Source organism: Gemmatimonadota bacterium, from assembly GCA_041390105.1.
Classification (GTDB): domain Bacteria; phylum Gemmatimonadota; class Gemmatimonadetes; order Longimicrobiales; family Gaopeijiaceae; genus JAGQIF01.
The window spans coordinates 1022999-1039159 of sequence record JAWKQO010000001.1 but is presented as its reverse complement, the minus strand read 5'-3'; the positions used below and the strand labels follow the sequence as shown (position 1 = coordinate 1039159).

General features: G+C 68.2%; 13 protein-coding genes and 1 tRNA gene. 12 read left to right on the top strand and 2 right to left on the bottom strand.

Features of this window, described 5'->3' with window-relative positions:
* The 3 genes from R3E10_04665 (at position 1) to R3E10_04655 (ending at position 2456) form a co-directional block, all read left to right on the top strand.
* Positions 1 to 756, top strand: a complete 756-nt coding sequence (locus R3E10_04665) for a lysophospholipid acyltransferase family protein (protein MEZ4415024.1) — start codon at positions 1 to 3, stop codon at positions 754 to 756.
* A gap of 69 nt (positions 757 to 825) precedes the next feature.
* Complete coding sequence (eno, locus tag R3E10_04660) at positions 826 to 2103, top strand: phosphopyruvate hydratase (protein MEZ4415023.1); 1278 nt, start codon at positions 826 to 828, stop codon at positions 2101 to 2103.
* Positions 2100 to 2456, top strand: coding sequence for a septum formation initiator family protein (locus R3E10_04655; GenBank protein ID MEZ4415022.1), 357 nt, complete (start codon positions 2100 to 2102; stop codon positions 2454 to 2456). Before eno ends, R3E10_04655 begins: the two co-directional genes overlap by 4 nt.
* Positions 2457 to 2472: 16 nt before the next feature.
* On the opposite strand, the gene R3E10_04650 is transcribed toward R3E10_04655, so the two are convergent.
* Positions 2473 to 3435 (bottom strand): slipin family protein, encoded by a 963-nt coding sequence (locus R3E10_04650; GenBank protein MEZ4415021.1) that lies wholly within the window; start codon positions 3433 to 3435, stop codon positions 2473 to 2475.
* 112 nt (positions 3436 to 3547) lie between these two features.
* On the opposite strand from R3E10_04650, the gene R3E10_04645 reads away from it, so the two are divergent.
* The 4 genes from R3E10_04645 (at position 3548) to R3E10_04630 (ending at position 9270) form a co-directional block, all read left to right on the top strand.
* Positions 3548 to 3621, top strand: a tRNA-Met gene (locus tag R3E10_04645).
* A gap of 57 nt (positions 3622 to 3678) precedes the next feature.
* Complete coding sequence (locus tag R3E10_04640) at positions 3679 to 4425, top strand: SDR family NAD(P)-dependent oxidoreductase (GenBank protein MEZ4415020.1); 747 nt, start codon at positions 3679 to 3681, stop codon at positions 4423 to 4425.
* Positions 4426 to 4766: 341 nt separating this feature from the next.
* Complete coding sequence (locus R3E10_04635; GenBank protein MEZ4415019.1) at positions 4767 to 6188, top strand: DUF222 domain-containing protein; 1422 nt, start codon at positions 4767 to 4769, stop codon at positions 6186 to 6188.
* A 121-nt stretch (positions 6189 to 6309) separates the two neighbouring features.
* Positions 6310 to 9270, top strand: a complete 2961-nt coding sequence (locus R3E10_04630; GenBank protein ID MEZ4415018.1) for a DNRLRE domain-containing protein — start codon at positions 6310 to 6312, stop codon at positions 9268 to 9270.
* A 306-nt stretch (positions 9271 to 9576) separates the two neighbouring features.
* Here R3E10_04630 and R3E10_04625 read toward each other — a convergent pair whose 3' ends face one another.
* Positions 9577 to 10821: an amidohydrolase family protein gene (locus R3E10_04625; GenBank protein ID MEZ4415017.1), complete on the bottom strand. Its 1245-nt coding sequence runs from the start codon at positions 10819 to 10821 to the stop codon at positions 9577 to 9579.
* 223 nt (positions 10822 to 11044) lie between these two features.
* Here R3E10_04625 and R3E10_04620 point away from each other — a divergent pair, with 223 nt between their 5' ends.
* The 5 genes from R3E10_04620 to ftsH all read left to right on the top strand — a co-directional run bounded on the left by R3E10_04620 (position 11045) and on the right by ftsH (position 16155).
* Positions 11045 to 11542: a hypothetical protein gene (locus tag R3E10_04620; GenBank protein ID MEZ4415016.1), complete on the top strand. Its 498-nt coding sequence runs from the start codon at positions 11045 to 11047 to the stop codon at positions 11540 to 11542.
* Between the two features lie 9 nt (positions 11543 to 11551).
* Complete coding sequence (locus R3E10_04615) at positions 11552 to 12373, top strand: glycerophosphodiester phosphodiesterase (GenBank protein MEZ4415015.1); 822 nt, start codon at positions 11552 to 11554, stop codon at positions 12371 to 12373.
* Complete coding sequence (tilS, locus tag R3E10_04610; protein MEZ4415014.1) at positions 12370 to 13422, top strand: tRNA lysidine(34) synthetase TilS; 1053 nt, start codon at positions 12370 to 12372, stop codon at positions 13420 to 13422. Before R3E10_04615 ends, tilS begins: the two co-directional genes overlap by 4 nt.
* Before the next feature lie 123 nt (positions 13423 to 13545).
* Positions 13546 to 14109: a hypoxanthine phosphoribosyltransferase gene (gene hpt / locus R3E10_04605; GenBank protein ID MEZ4415013.1), complete on the top strand. Its 564-nt coding sequence runs from the start codon at positions 13546 to 13548 to the stop codon at positions 14107 to 14109.
* A 30-nt stretch (positions 14110 to 14139) separates the two neighbouring features.
* On the top strand, positions 14140 to 16155 hold the full coding sequence (ftsH, locus tag R3E10_04600; protein ID MEZ4415012.1) for an ATP-dependent zinc metalloprotease FtsH: 2016 nt from the start codon (positions 14140 to 14142) through the stop codon (positions 16153 to 16155).
* The last annotated feature ends 6 nt before the right edge of the window (positions 16156 to 16161 follow it).

Genomic DNA, 16161 nt, shown 5'->3' with positions numbered 1-16161 from the left:
ATGTTGCGAACGGCCTGGGTGTTGACCTATGGGGCGCTGCTCACGGCCGCCTACGCCAGCTGGGCGCTGCTCACGGGGTTGTTCCGTCCCGCCAAGGCACTGTGCCGGTGCGACCAACTGGCCCGGCGCTGGGGTCAGAAGATCGTGCGGGCCTCGGGCAGCACGGTCGAGGTGGAGGGCGCCGAGCACATCGATCCCGACCAGCCCCACATCCTGGTCGGCAATCACGAATCCTGGTTCGATGTCTTCGCGGTGCTCGGACATCTTCCCGGGCGTTTCCGCTTCGTGGCCAAGAAGGAGTTGGCCCGCATCCCGATCTTCGGACAAGCGTGGCGGATGTGCGGGCACATCTCGGTGGACCGGTCCGACCGGGGCTCGGCCGTGCACTCGTTGCAGGAGGCGGCGGGGCGCATCCGCTCCGATCGGCTGACCATCGTGCTTTTCCCGGAAGGCACGCGCTCGCCCACCGGCGCGTTGCAGCCCTTCAAGAAGGGCGCCTTCGTGCTGGGCATCCAGGCGCAGGTCCCGATCGTGCCCATCGCCATCAGCGGAACGCGACCGGTCATGCCCAAGGGCAGCTTCTTCATCCGACCGGGACGCATTCGCATCAAGGTGGGCGAGTCCATCCCCACCAAGGGCTTGACACACGAGGACCGTGAAGCGTTGCTCCAGCGGTCGTACAGGGCGGTGGCGGAGCTCAAGGAGTCCATCGGCGGGGGCAGCTCGCCGGTCGGTGAGTTCGCAGCCCCGGAGTAGGCGGAGTCTCGAGGCTCGCGCGTCGCGGGCCCCAAGCGTGCACACAGAGAAACACCAGGGAGTAGTCCGTTGCCGAAGATCATCGAAGTCCGTGCCCGCGAGATCCTGGATTCCAGGGGCAACCCCACGGTCGAGGCCGACGTGGTCCTGGAGGGAGGCACCCAGGGTCGGGCGGCCGTACCCAGCGGAGCGTCCACGGGCGAGCACGAGGCCGTCGAGCTACGGGACGGGGACAAGGGCCGCTATGTGGGGAAGGGAGTGCGCTCCGCGGTGGCCAACGTTAGTGGAGAGCTGCGCGCGGCGGTCCTGGGCATGGAGGCGTCCGACCAGTCCGCGCTCGATCGACGGATGATCGAAGTGGACGGCACCCCCAACAAGGGCCGCCTGGGCGCCAACGCGCTGCTCGCCGTCTCGATGGCCACGGCGCGTGCCGCAGCCGCTGCCGCGGGACAGCCCTTGTACCGCTATCTGGGGGGCCCCGAGGCAACCCTGCTTCCCGTGCCGATGATGAACATCCTCAACGGCGGGGCGCATGCTCCCAACAACGTCGACCTGCAGGAGTTCATGGTCATGCCCATCGGGGCCAGCTCCTTCTCGGAGGGGCTGCGCATGGGCACCGAAGTGTTCCATTCGTTGAAGAAGGTCCTCTCCTCCCAAGGAAAGAACACCGCGGTCGGTGACGAGGGTGGGTTCGCTCCGGACCTGGGGAGCAACGAAGAAGCGGTGGAGGTGGTGCTGGAAGCGATCGCCAAGGCCGGCTACCGCGTGGGCGACGACATCGTGCTGGCCATCGACGCGGCCGCGAGCGAGTTGTTCCGGAACGGCGGCTACGAGTTTCCCTGGTCGGGCGGGGAGCGGCGCGACGCCGCCGGGATGGTCGAGTTCTGGAGCGACTGGGTCGAGCGCTATCCGATCCGGTCGATCGAGGACGCGCTGGACGAGAACGACTGGGCGGGTTGGAAGGCGCTCACCGATGCTGTGGGGAGCCGCTGCCAACTGGTGGGCGACGACCTCTTCGTGACGAACTCGGAACGCTTGCAGAGAGGCATCGACCAGGGAGTGGCCAATGCCATCCTGATCAAGGTGAATCAGATCGGCACGCTGACCGAGACGCTGGAGGCCATCGGCCTCGCCACCCGGGCAGGCTACCGCTCGGTGATCTCCCACCGCTCGGGTGAGACGGAAGACACGTTCATCGCCGACCTGGCCGTGGCGACCGGTGCCGGACAGATCAAGACCGGAAGTGCGAGCCGCACGGATCGAGTAGCCAAGTACAACCAGCTTCTGCGCATCGAGGAGGAGTTGGGAAGCCGGGCGCGCTATCCCGGGAGGAGCCTCTGGGGATGAGTCGCCCGAGCGAGCCTCGGCCTCCCCGTCGCTGGGGACGCTATCTGCTTCCGGCGGTCTTCGGCATCGCGCTCTACTTCGTGGTGTTCGGAGGGGAGTACACGATCTTCGACGTGCGGCGAGCGCGCGCAGAGATCGAGGAAACCGAAGCCGAGCTGGCGCGCCTGCGCCACGTGAACGACTCGCTGAGGGCGTGGGCGGACTCGCTGAACAACGATCCGGCCGTGCTCGAGCGCATTGCGCGCGAGCGCTTCGGGTTCATTCGCGACGGGGAAGTGCTCTATCAGGTCGCGCCCGATTCGGGCGGGCCCCCCGACGAAGACCGAGAGCCGCGCACGGACAGCGAGAGCTGAGCGCAGCCCGCCGGGCTCACTCCTCTGAGTTGTCGTCGTCGCTCGCCGGGAGGCGGGCGCGCCGACGCGCGTCGCCGGGTTCGAGACCCAACGCCTTCTTGGCAGCCGAGGCCAGGGCCGCGCGCTCGGCGCCATCGGGGAGCGCTCGCACAGAGCCTTCCTCCGCGTCTTCACCTTCCCCCGCCTCCTCGTCTTCGTCCAAGGGAATGCCGCCGCCCTTCACACCGGTGGCCTTCTCGATCAGAGGACGGAACAGGTCGATGGGAATGGGGAACAGGGTGGTGGAGTTGTTCTCGGCAGCGACCTCTACCGCGGTCTGCAGGAAGCGCAGTTGCAGCGCGGCCGGGTGTTTCGAGATCACGTCGGCGGCCAGGGCCAGCTTCTTGGAGGCCTGGTACTCCCCTTCCGCGGCGATGACCTTGCCGCGCCGCTCGCGCTCGGCCTCGGCTTGTTTGGCCATGGCGCGCTTCATCTCCTGGGGCAGGTCGATGTCCTTGATCTCGACGCCCGTGACCTCGATCCCCCACGGGTCGGTGCCCTGGTCGATGATGCCGCGCACGATCTCGTTGATCTGTTCGCGTTCGGCGAGCAGCTCGTCGAGCTCGGACTGACCGATCACGCTGCGCAGCGTGGTCTGGGCCAACTGACTGGTGGCGAAGTAGTAGTCTTCGATCTCGACGACCGCCTTGGCCGGGTCGGAAACCCGAAAATAGACGACGGCGTTGACCTTCACGCTGACGTTGTCCTTGGTGATCGTATCCTGGGGCGCGATGTCCAGCGCGACGATGCGCAGGTCCATCTTCCGGAGCCGTTCGATCCCGAACGGCACCAGGAACACCAGGCCCGGCCCTTTGGCGCGCTTGAGCTTGCCCAAGCGGAACACGACGCCGCGCTCGTACTCCCACAGGATGCGGAAGCCGGTCAGGACGCCGACACCGGCCACGGCCACCACCGGCCAGAGGAAGGGGAGCAGGTCCATCGGGGTCCTCCTGGATCGCGCGCGGGGAACGGAACGGCCCCGGTTCCGAACGGAAAGGCCCGGGTTCCAGGGTTGGCAACCCCAGAGGGCGGGATTAGGTTTCCTGCCCTTCGCCGGAGTAGCTCAGTCGGTTAGAGCAGCGGAATCATAATCCGCGTGTCGGGGGTTCGAGTCCCTCCTCCGGCATCCGCCCAAGGGGTCCGCTCCGGACCCCTTTTTCGTTCTCCCGTCGTGGAGGGGCCCGTGGGCGTGGCGTTGATCACCGGGGCGTCTTCCGGACTCGGGAGCGGACTCGCTCGCGCGTTGGCCCGTGAGGGCTTCGACCTCGCGCTGGTGGCCCGACGCTCCGACCTGCTGGAGCAGGTGGCCGATGCCGTGACCGGCCACGGCTGTCGGTCCCTGGCCATCCCCTGTGACGTCGCCGACGCCGCTGCCGCCCTGGACGCGGTGCGTCGCTGCGAAGCGGAGCTGGGGCCCGTGGATCTGTTGGTGGCCAACGCGGGTGTGCAGCAGGAGCGCACCCAACGGCCGGTGGACGCGGCTGCCGTGCGGCGCGTCTACGACGTGAACGTGCTGGGCGCCGTGCACTTTGTGGATCCGGTGTTGCCCCGCATGCTGGAGGAGGGCAGGGGGCACCTGGTGTGCGTGAGCAGCGTGGCTGGATACGGCGGACTGCCCTTCCGAGCGGCCTACGCGTCCTCCAAAGCGGCCATGACTTCTTATTTCGAATCGTTGCGCATCGAGCTGCGGGGTACCGGCGTGGATGTCACCGTGATCAACCCGGGCTGGGTGCGCACGCCCATGACCGAGCACAGCTTCGCCAAGCGGCCCTTCGGGTTGGAGCTGGACGACGCCGTGGAGCGCATGACCCGCGCGATCCTGGCGCGCAGGAAGTCGTTCTCGTTCCCGTTTCCGGTGGCGATGGCGGCGCGGCTGGGGAGGCTGTTGCCGCGGGGGTTGTATGATCGGCTGCTGGAAGGGCAGCGCTGAGCCGCCTGAGGGTCCACCCGTCGAACGAGATCTCCCGCACTTCGGTCCCATTCTGCTGTTGACCGCCTGGCGGGGCCTTCCGCCACTCCTGTCCCATTCTGCCATGGACGGATCGGGCTGCTCGTGGTCGGGGTGATCCGAGACGCCCTTCATTCGCGTCTCTGGGCAAGGGTGCCCGCCGTCGTGCGCTACTTCACCGCACACCCTACCCTCCTACATCCTCCTGCCGCGCGTTTCTGCGTCCTGCAGCCGCCTGAGAGGCCGCGCAACCCACTCGTATCTTTGACGATCGCCGGTCCCGCGCGGCGTCTCGTCTCCCCCGGCTTCACAGGTGTTTCATCATGGGTTTCGCTCCTGCGTCCGCTTCGTCGGTCGGCTCTACCGTCACGTCCGCCCTTGCGTCGGGGCCGGCGCTGGCGCTCGCGCCGGGTTCCACCTCCGTCACGAGCCTCGACTCTGTCGGATCCCCGAACCAGGATCGGGAGGGCCTTCACGCCTCGCCCTTCGTTCTCTCCACCTCCGAGCTGGACGCCCTCGAAGACCTGAGCGACGAGATTGCCTCGCTCGCCGCGCAGATCAGCTCGGCCACCCATCGTCAGCTCACACTGATCGCCGAGTTCGACCGACGCCGCGGCTGGGAGCTGTCCGGCCACATCACCTGCGCGCACTGGCTGGCCTGGCGCACGGGCATCGATCTGGGATCGGCCCGCGAGAAGGTGCGCGCGGCTCGCGCGCTCACGAGCTTGCCCCAGATCAGCTCCGCCCTGCAACAGGGCGATCTATCGTTCTCCAAGGTGCGGGCGCTCACCCGCGTGGCGGACGCCGACAACGAGACCGAGCTGCTGGAGATCGCGCTCACCTCCACGGCCCACCAGCTCGAACGAGTGGTGCGCGGCTGGAAGCGACACAGCCGGTTGGACGAAGCGGAGCGTGAACGGCTGCGCCATCAGAGCCGGTCGCTCTCGGTCTTTCCGGACGAGGACGGCATGTACCTAGTGAGGGGCCGGCTGGACCCGGAGGTGGGCGCACTGCTGCAGCGCGCGCTGGAGGCCGCGAGCGAAGCATTGTTCTGGAAGGGGCCGGAGGTCGAGGGCTCCGACAAGCTCAGGCCGGAACAGAAGCGTGCGGACGCGATCGGGCTGGTTGCCGAGCGAGCTCTGGCCGCTGGGCTGGATCAGGAGGGAGGGGGCCCAGACGCCCCGGTGAGCGCCGCACGAGCGGAGCGTTACCAGGTGGTGCTACACGTGGAGGCGGACACGCTCGCGGCGAATGCAGAACCTGGGATGTCGGAGTTGGAGGACGGCACTCGCGTTGCCGCGGCAACGTCACGGCGTCTGTCCTGCGACGCCAGCTTGGTACGGATCGCGAGGAACCCGAACGGACGCGTGCTCGACGTGGGCCGCAAGACCCGCACGATCCCGCCGGCGATCCGGCGCGCGCTGGAGGCCCGCGACCGCGGCTGTCGGTTCCCCGGCTGCGGCCGGCGGTTCACGGACGCACATCACATCCAGCACTGGGCCGATGGGGGTCACACGGCGCTCCACAACCTGATCCTGACCTGCCGTCAGCACCACCGCATGCTCCACGAGGACGGGTACCGTGTCGAGCTAACCTCGGACGGTCGAGCGACGTTCTACGATCCTACCGGACGGGTCCTCCCCAACGTGCCACCCCTGAAGCGACGCACACGAGGGGAAGTGGCGATGATGGAGGAGAGACTCGGGATCCGGACGGTGGGCTCACCAGGAATCACCGGGGCGTAGGAAGGGCCCGCGGCCCCCTGAGGGAACGGTCCAGCCCTTGCACCGATACTGAATGGAGGGCGCCCAAGCTGCGGGGTACCCGGAATCTGTCCCATCCAGACATTGCCAAAGGGGGGGGGGTATGCGGCTAACCTACCCAATCCTCATCTCCCTGGTGTGGGCGCACATGGCCGAACCGGCCATGGCGGCGCCCCCGCCGTTGGTTCTGGAGGGCACAGCCATGTCCGGAGTCGCCAGGAGCGCCCCCCTCTCCCTCGGACTGCTCGCCTGCCTCCTGGGCTGCGGGGATCAAGATCCAGTCCGGGTCGAGTCGCCCCGCCTGCTGCAGGCGTCCGACACCATCGTCACGCAGCTCACGCCGATCGCGGATACCCATATCCGCTCCACGATCCCTGACACCAATCGAGGCACGCAGGACCGCCTTTGGGTGCGGGGCAAGAACGGCCGGGACCGAAGCCTCGTGCAATTCGACTCGGCCGCCATCCGCGCCGAAGTCGGGGCCGGCACCCTCACGTCCGCCCACCTGGAGCTGACCGTCGACACGGCCTTTGGGTGGGGTGGGTCAGGTCGATGGGTGGGGGCCTACCGGATGCTGCGGAGCTGGACCGAACTGGGAGCGACCTTCAACTGCGCCGACGACCCCGACCCAGGGAACGGCACGTTCGACTGTGCACCGGCCGATCAGTGGGACATGGCTGCGGCGCCCGGCACCGAGTTCGCGGGTGAGCCCACCGATACGCTGCTGTTCGTCAACGACCAGACGGGGTCGGTCCAGTTCGACGTGACCGCGGACGTCCAGGCGTTTCTGAACGGGTCGGCGCCGCACTTCGGATGGATCCTGGCCAGAACCGATGAGGACAGTGGCGGGAAGGTCGAGTTCGACTCCAAGGAGGGTGTGAATGCGCCGGTGCTGCGGGTGGAGGTGGAGACGGCTGGCGTGGATACTCTCGCTCCGGCAGTCCCAGACTCCACGCCATGGGATCTGCCAGACACCCTCTACTCATCACCGCCAGGCGACACCATCACACTGATGTACCGGACCGTCGTTGACGTGGGCTTCGACAAAGACACGCCCGGCGCGACAATCAACGCGTTCTTGGTCGCCTTTCAAGCGCAAGTCATCGGAGGGGCGCCTTACCTCAACGAGTATACGATCCGTATTCCAGACCCGGGCCCAACGTGGACAGCTGTGCGAGCCGTATTCCAACAGATGTTGGAGTCACCCCATGTGCGGTGGTTCAGTCCTCGGTACAAGCGCGTCCGACCCGACCCCGCACAACAAAACCTACGTCTGCCGGATGACGCACCACTCCTGCAACGCAACGACTGGCTCGCTGAAGACGAGTACTCCTGGGCCTTCCGAGCAGTATCTGCACCTGAGGCATGGGGTTGTGTAACCGGGATGTACGGCGAAATCGTCCCCCGGATCGCGGTCATCGATTTTGAGTTCGACAGTCTGTCCACGGTCGGCTTGGACATTCAGGCCTCAGTCGATCGAGTCTCGGGCCCGGCTGGTCCCACGGCCGTCGAGAATCACGGGCTGTGGGTTGCGTCTCTAGCCACGGCACCGGGTGACAACGGGATTGGGATAGCCGGGATGGTCTGGCGCTCGAGGCTCTCGTTGAATTCCCTTGGAGTAGTTGAAGCGTCCGATCGGTTCGTGCGGGAGGTGGTTCCTGAGTTGAAGGAATTCATGCCCGATATCGTCTTGGCCTCGATCGATCCAACTCGGTTCCCCGAGGATTCCACAGAGGCAGCTCGCGTGGCTGAAGCGATGCGGAGCCTCTTCACCAAGGTCCCCGGAATGCTGTGGGTCAACTCGGCGGATAACGATGGCAATGACGCCCCCCGACCGAACGGACTATTCGTCTCCGTTCTGGCGGATAGCGTGTGGACCGAGGTCGGGTCTCGCATCCTCATCGTTAGTGGGTCTGCGCCCGGGGACTCCCTCTGGAACGAAGGGCCGTTCGACCACTCGGGGTACTATGAAGGACGGACCGAAATCGCAGCCCCGGCCTACCGGGTTCCAGTTGCCCACCGCACAGGCGTGTGGCACGTCCCTGGGACCCAGATCCCCGAGTCAGCGGTGTCGTTCGCCGCGCCTCTGGTCGCGGGTGCAGCAGCGCAGTTGAAGGCCATGGATCCGTCAATCTCGCCGGCGGAAATCAAACAGAAGATCCTCGCGGGTCCTGAAGTCCCAAGGTTCCGAAACGGATCCCCGTTGCCGATTCCGAAGCCTCTTTTGGCGGGCACCAGCATCCGCGAACTCGACGCCTACGGCTCCCTGCAACTCCTCGCCAAAGAGAAGCCCGGTCAGGTCCCCATCTGCGGGTATCCCGTGGCCCTCGGCGGTGGCGGCGCGAGCCCGGAGCTGCAGTTCCTCACCGATCCGAACGGAGCCGTGGGCCACACAATCTCTCTGGCCGGGCGAGATGTCGGAGTGACCGAGCGGGTCTCGGTCGCTCAAGGAGGCCGGCTGATCTCGTTTTCGGAGGTTCCGCCCGGTGGTCTGAAGCCTCGGGCCGTCGTCATGGACTATACCGGCGCGGTGGTCAGCACGCTCGACTCGATCGCCGAGCGCCGCTTCCTGGAGACCGACACTCTGGACGTCACGTGGCGCGGCGTCACAGTTGTGGACAGCCGCGGCAATGAGTCGTTCGAGCTCCAAGGGATGGACCTGTATGTGACCCGTGGGGCCGACGGTTCCGTCGACCACGTCGATTTCTTCGCGACCACCCTGGCGACCGACGTGTACAGCTGGTACTACGAGGTTGACCCGACCGGAACCTGGGGTCTGATCGGTTGGACCTTCCAACCTGGATGTTCGGTCAACTACTACGCCGTCCCCATGAGCGGGGCGGCTCGAACGTTGATCCACCAGGAGCCGGAGTGTGACGTGTTCCCGAGCGGCGCTGCGTGGCGACAACGAGGGGGACTACGGTCTGATCTTCGCTCGATTCGGAGGGAGTTCTCCCAGTACCCGAGTGCTGCGCTTCGACCCGACCACGGGGCTGGCCACCGCGCAGGCCGTGCTGAGCGGTGTGGACGTCCCCCACACGGGGGCCGTCTTCCGCGGCGATGATCGGACGGTGCTGGTCAGGGAGGCCAACCCGTGCTCGGTGCGAGAGCGCCTGCCGAGCGCGCCCTTCACCGTCGTTGCCTCGCCCAGCTATCCCTGCACGCTCGGGCTCACCCAATCCAACCAGAGGATCGCCAGTAGGCCCAACTGACCACTAGGTCCAACTGCCAGCCCAGGTGGTCCCGATCTAGCGCTGCTCCCCGTCGTTGCCTCTGCGCAGCGGCGGGGAGCGGCGCCGGGCGATTGAACAAGGGAACCGGGCGCCGAGGCGCGTTCCCGTTCGGCCGCCCGCGGCTCCGCTCCCGCTCCCTATCGCTCTCGCACCACCACTCCCCCCTTCATCACCCAACGCACCCTGCGCAGCGCGCGGATATCCGCAGTGGGGTCGCCTTCCACCGCGATCAGGTCTGCCAGCAGACCCTCCGCCACCCGGCCGCGATCGTCCAGCCCGAACATGCGGGCATTCCCTTCCGTGGCGGCGTGTGCAGCCGCGGCGGGGGCCATCCCGTAGTCGACCATCAGCTCCACCTCGCGTACGTTGTCCCCGTGCGGGTAGACGCCCACGTCGCCGCCGAAGCAGAGCTCCACGCCCGAGTCGATCGCTCTACGCATGCTCTCGCGCTTGAAGCGGATGCGAACGGGCTCGGGGTCGGAGCCTTTCTTCCACCCCCCGTACTGGCTGATGGCGTCGCCGGCGGCGATGGTGGGGCAGTAGCCGACGCCGTTGTCACGCATGAGCGCGAAGACCTCCGGCGTGCCGTCGTCCCCGTGTTCGATGGTGCGCACCCCGGCTGCGGCCGCGCGTCGCATGCCTTCGGTCGTAGACGCGTGCGCGACCACGTAGCGCCCGGAGCTGGCGGCCACCTCGACAAGCGTTCGCAGCTCGTCCTCGGTGAAGGTGGGGCGAGCCTGTCCGTTCGGTCCCCACCGGTAGTCTGCATACACCTTCACCCAGTCCACGCCGCGGCCGATCTGGTCGCGCGCCACCCGGATGAGGCCGTCCACGCCATCGGCTTCCTCCGCTCCCTTGGGGAGGTGCCACTCCGGAGCGCCTTTGGGACCGTAGCTGCCGGTGGCCACGATGGCCGGGCCGGCCACCAGCATGCGCGGTCCCGGCACCACGCCTTTGTTGATGGCGTCGCGGAGGCCCACGTCCATGTAGCCCGCGCCCTCGCTGCCGAGATCGCGCGTGGTGGTGACGCCGGCCCGCAGTGTGTTCTCGGCATGCACCACGGCGCGGGCCACCCGTTCGGCCCAGGACTCGAAGAGCACCTGGTCGTTCCAGGGCGTCTCGTTGTAGGGGTGCAGGAGCAGATGGGAATGCCCCTCGATCAAACCCGGCATCAGGGTGAGCCCCTGCAGGTCGATGGCCGAGGCACCCCGTGCAGGGACGGAGGCGGCCGGCCCCGCCGCCGCGATACGGCTCCCCTCGACCAGCACCACCCAACCCGGCTGCAGGCGCTCCCCGTCGAATACGGCCTGGGGACGGAGCAGCACGCGCTGGGCGAGCGTCGGCGCGGCATGGAGCAGCAGGAGCAGGAGGGCCAGCGGCAGGGAACGGTTCACGACGGGCTCGAGGGTCCGGATGGTGAGATCGGAACGGAGGCCGAGCGCGAGGGGGGCCCGCGACGCCGCCCCCACAGTGGAGCAGTCCCCGGCAGAGTAGCGCCCGGGCGCGCCTCCCGCGAGGCGGCCGAGCACCTTGCCGGGGCGATGCGCGCGGCTCAAGTTGCGCCCATACACGGATTGTCCACTCTCTGGTACGAATGCCGAACCCGTGACCTCGACGCATATCACCCCGGACGCTCGCCGGCTCGTGGAGGAGCGCCGCGCTCGTCTGGAGAGCGCGATTGGAAAGAAGCTGCCCGAAACCGTAGCCGGGGACGGTGCCGCCGAGTCGAAAGAACGGCAGTATCTGCGGGAAGAGGCGCTCGACCTCTACTGGAACGAGTTGGAGTGGGAGAACCTCACCGAGGAGGAGCACCTCGAGGGAGGTCCTCTGCCTCAACTCACGTTCCCGGGGTTCCTCGCGTTCGTGCGCGGGCTGCTCCTCAAGAAGGCGCTTCCCACCGCCAAGGCGGAGGCCCAGCCTCGTCCCGAGGTCGTGGAGGACCTGGTGGCCTTCCTGGCCGGTCGCGTGTTGGAGCTCGATGCCGAGTTGAAGAGCGGCGAGGCGGACGACGCGGAGCGGACCCGGGCCGAGCGTGCCATGACCAGCCAGCTCCTCGACGTGGTGCTGCAGACCCTGCACGAGATCGATCCCGGCGATCTGTAGCGCGTTCCCGTGCGCCCCGGCCACTCGTTCTTCGCCGGCGCCCCACTGCTGATGGCCCATCGGGGTGGCGCGGCGCTGGCCCCGGAAAACACCATGGCCGCCTTCCAGCAGGCCGTCGAGTCGTGGCAGGCCGACGTGCTGGAGATGGACGTGCGGGCCACCCGCGATGGCGTGATCGTGGTGCACCACGACGCCACGGTGGAGCGCACCACCGACGGGCAGGGCGCTGTGGCCGATGCCGACTGGTCCGAACTTTCCGGCCTGGACGCCGGCCATCACTTCCTCGACCTCGAGGGTCACCCGTCTTTCCGGGGACGGAACGTGCGTATCCCGCGCTTCGAGGAGGTCCTGGAGGCCTTCCCCAACACGCGTATCAACGTGGAGAGCAAATCCGCGGACGCGGCTGCGGGGCTGGTGCGGCTCATCCGACAGCACCGTGCCGAGGCGCGGGTGCTGTTGGCCGCGCAGTACGAGCGCAATCGCGTGGGCGCGCGCGGCTACCGGGGACCGTGGGGGGCCTCCGAGGCGCAGATCCGGCGCTTCTGGGTGCTGCGCCGGCTGCCGTCCTCCTTCTATACGCCGGACGCCGATGCGCTCCAGATCCCCGACCGGTGGGGTGGCCGCACCGTCGCGACCCACTCGTTCATCCGGGCCGCGCAGTCGCGCAACCTGCCGGTGCACGTCTGGGTGGTCGACGAGGCTCGCCGCATCGCCGAGTTGCTGGACTGGGGTGCCGATGGCATCCAGAGTGACCGCCTCGATGTCCTGGCCCGCGTGCTCGTCGAGAGGGCGGGGCGTCCGGCTCCGCCGGGCTTGACGATGGGCGTATGAACGCCGAGCCCGGATCCCTGCCCGAGCGGGTGGCCGAGCGCCTTGCCGCACTGGGGGTCCAGCCGCGCGAGACCCTCCTGGTCGCATGTTCCGGCGGAGTGGACTCCCTTTCGCTGCTGCACCTTCTGCGGTTCGGCGTCGGGAACGCGTGGAGCCTCGCCGTGGCCCACTACGACCACGCGATGCGCGAGGCCAGCGGCGCGGATGCCGACTGGCTGCGGGGGGTGTGTCGGGCCTGGTCGGTGCCGTTCCACGGCGGTCGTGCCCACATCGCGCTCCGCAACGAGGACCAGGCGCGCCGGCATCGCTACGACTTCCTGGAACGAGTGCGCTCGCAAACGAGGGCCGAGCGGGTGCTGACCGCGCACCACGCGGACGATCAGGCCGAGACGGTGCTCTTCCGCATCCTCCGTGGCACCGGCCCCGCCGGCCTGGCGGGCATCCCCGCGCGCCGAGGGGCGCATATCCTGCGACCGCTGCTGCCCTTCTGGCGGGCGGAGATCGAGGCGTATGCCGAGCGCGTCGGTCTGAACCCCCGGCTCGACCCCAGCAACCTCGATCCCGCGCAGCCGCGCGCCCGGCTGCGCCACCACATCCTCCCGGAGCTGGAGCGGGCGGTCGCTCCCGGGGCCCGCCGTTCGCTGGTGCGACTGGCGGCGCTGGCTCGCGAGTCGGAGGAGGCGTGGGAGGCTCGGACCCGGCGAGCCGAGGCGCGGGCCCGGGTCGGGCAGGGCACGGGGTGGGCGGAATGGTCGGTTCCCCGGCTGCGGCGCCTGCAGCCGCACCTCGCGCTCCGGGTGCTGCGCCACGGGGCACGGGCACTCGGTGTGCATCCGGACCAGGAATCATCGCGGCGATTGTTCGAGGCGTTGGCCTCCACGCAGGGGCGCTTCCACATCCGCGGCGGGCTGGACGTGGAGCGCTACGGCGACCGCCTACGCTTCGCGCTCCTGAAGCCACCCGCCGGCGTGGACACCACGGGACCGCCGGAGGATCTCCGCGAGTCGCGAGCACCCGCCGCGGAACGCCCAGGGGGGGCCTCGGAGTAGAGGCGGGCGGGACGGACGAGTTGGCGGGTCGCCGCGCTCTGGTGGGGGCGTGTCGGCTCCGGTACTGTGGCGCGGCCCGAGAGCCGCACCGGGCTCCAGCATCCGTGGAGAGGGACGAGGATCGTGTCGATCGACGCCGAGCAGATCGTGACGGCCGCCGGGCAGCGGCTGGCGCGGGTGGTCTATTCCGAGGGGGAGATCGCGGACCGCGTTCGTGAGATGGGGCGCGAGATTACCGCCCACTACCCGGCGGACGAGGACCTCCTGGTGCTGGGCCTCCTCAAGGGGTCGTTCATCTTCGTTGCAGACCTGGTGCGACAGATCGATCGCCCCCTGCACATCGATTTCCTGGTGGCGGCCAGCTACGGCGCGGCCAAGGTCTCCAGCGGGCAGTTGGACCTGCTCTACGATCCCCGGGCCACCTTCCGCGACCGCCATGTGATCGTGGTCGAGGACATCATCGACTCGGGGAATACGCTGCGGAGGCTGGTGCCCGCGCTGCAGGCCCGGGGGCCCCGGAGCCTGGAGGTCTGCGCCCTGCTGCACAAACGGCTGGTGGAAATGCCCGTCGCGCCTCGTTGGGTCGGGTTCGATGCACCTTCTGACTTCCTCGTGGGGTACGGACTGGATTACAGCGAGGATTTTCGGCACCTTCCTTTCATCGGCAGCCTGGAGGAAAGGCCCTAGCGGCCGCGCTCCGAGCGTCCCCTGGAGTTCATGGCGGAACGAGATCAGAAGCCCGAGGACCCGCGCGGCAGGTTGGTGCGGCTCTCTCGCGTCACGTCATTCATCGCGCTCATCGTCCTCTTCAGCCTCGCGGTCCTGACTGCGCGGCGCGGGGGGGAGGAGGGCGGAGCCCTGCTCAACTATACCGAGTTCAGGGCGCAGCTTCGCGCGGGGAACATCCACGACGTCACCATCCGCACCGAGCCTCGGGTCACGAAGGCTTCGGGTGAGTTCCGGCGCCCCATCACGCGGGACGACCGGGAGGTCACGCGCTTCCAGGTGATCCTGGCAGGAGAGGTCACAGACGACCTCCTGTCCGAACTCGAAGCGCAAAACGTGGTGGTCAGTGCCGAGGCGCCCCAGGAGGGGTGGTGGGCGCTCCTGATCGGAGTGCTCCCCTGGTTGCTTTTCATCGCCTTCTGGCTGTGGATGTTCCGCACCATCCAGAGCGGAGGGAACCGGGCGTTCCAGTTCGGGCGCTCCAAGGCCAAGATGATCTCGCCGGATACGCCCAAGGTGACGTTTGCCGACGTGGCCGGCGCCAACGAGGCCAAGGACGAGCTCGAGGAGATCATCGAGTTCCTGAAGGACCCGCAGCGGTTCAGTCGGCTGGGTGGCCGCCTACCCAAGGGGGTGCTGCTGGTCGGGCCTCCCGGAACCGGGAAGACGCTGCTGGCGCGGGCAGTGGCCGGTGAAGCGGGCCGCCCGTTCTTCCAGATGTCCGGGTCGGATTTCGTGGAGATGTTCGTGGGTGTGGGGGCGTCGCGCGTCCGCGACCTCTTCGAACAGGGCAAGGCCCATGCACCCTGCATCATCTTCATCGACGAGATCGACGCCGTGGGCCGACACCGCGGTGCCGGCCTGGGCGGCGGGCACGACGAGCGCGAACAGACCCTCAACCAGCTCCTTGTCGAGATGGATGGGTTCGAGGCCAACGAGGGCGTGATCCTGTTGGCCGCGACCAACCGGCCCGACGTGCTCGACCCGGCGCTGCTCCGTCCGGGTCGCTTCGACCGACAGGTGGTGGTGGATCTGCCGGATGTGCGGGGCCGCGAGGGGATCCTCAGCGTACACGCGAAGAAGCTGCCCCTGGCTGCCGACGTGGACCTGGAGATCATCGCCAAGGGCACGCCCGGAATGGCCGGCGCCGACCTGGCCAACGTCTGCAACGAGGCCGCTCTTCTCGCCGCCCGCCGCGGCGCCGAGAAGGTCAATATGGACGACTTCGAGCGGGCCAAGGACAAGGTCATGCTGGGCACCGAGCGCAAAAGCCTGGTGCTGAACGAATCCGAGCGTCGCCTGACCGCCTACCACGAGGCCGGCCACGCCGTCATCGGTGTCCGTCTGCCGGGCATGGATCCCGTGCACAAGGTCACCATCGTGCCCCGCGGCCGTGCCCTGGGCATCACGGCCTCCCTACCCGAGGAAGACCGGCACTCCTATACCAAGGAGTGGTTGGAGGGCCAGCTCGTCATGCTGTTCGGCGGGCGCGTGGCCGAGGAGCTCGAGTTCGGGCAGGAGAAGGTCACCACCGGTGCCGGGAATGACATCGAGCGGGCCACCTCGCTGGCTCGGCGTATGGTCACCCGCTTCGGGATGTCGGACGCCGTGGGCCTCATGGCGGTGGGCGACTCGGAGCAGGAGGTCTTCCTGGGCCGCGAGTTGGTGCAGCGGAGGGAGATCTCGGAGTCGACGGCCCAGCTCGTGGACGTGGAGGTCAAGCGCATCCTGGACGAGGCCCACGAGCGCGCGAGGGGGATGATCAACCGCGAGCGCGAGCTCCTGGAAGCGATCGCCCAAGCGCTGCTCGAGCGGGAGACGCTGGACCGCGACGAGATCCAGCTGCTCGCCGACGGCCGCGAGCTTCCACCCCCACGCCCCGCCGAGCCGGTCCTGGTGGCGTCCTCCGGGAACGGAGGTCAGAAGGGGTTGAGCGAGAGCGAGGTGGCCGCACCGGTGGCGCGCGTGCGCCCACCCGTGGGGAGAGAGCGTCCTTCGCACGAATGAGCTCGC

Bases quoted from the DNA above. Each gene is read 5' to 3' on its own strand.
- R3E10_04665 (MEZ4415024.1), top strand. From the start codon at position 1: ATGTTGCGAACGGCCTGGGTGTTGACCTATGGGGCGCTGCTCACGGCC.
- R3E10_04655 (MEZ4415022.1), top strand. From the start codon at position 2,100: ATGAGTCGCCCGAGCGAGCCTCGGCCTCCCCGTCGCTGGGGACGCTAT.
- R3E10_04630 (MEZ4415018.1), top strand. From the start codon at position 6,310: ATGCGGCTAACCTACCCAATCCTCATCTCCCTGGTGTGGGCGCACATG.
- R3E10_04650 (MEZ4415021.1), bottom strand. From the start codon at position 3,435: ATGGACCTGCTCCCCTTCCTCTGGCCGGTGGTGGCCGTGGCCGGTGTC.
- ftsH (MEZ4415012.1), top strand. From the start codon at position 14,140: ATGGCGGAACGAGATCAGAAGCCCGAGGACCCGCGCGGCAGGTTGGTG.
- tilS (MEZ4415014.1), top strand. From the start codon at position 12,370: ATGAACGCCGAGCCCGGATCCCTGCCCGAGCGGGTGGCCGAGCGCCTT.
- R3E10_04635 (MEZ4415019.1), top strand. From the start codon at position 4,767: ATGGGTTTCGCTCCTGCGTCCGCTTCGTCGGTCGGCTCTACCGTCACG.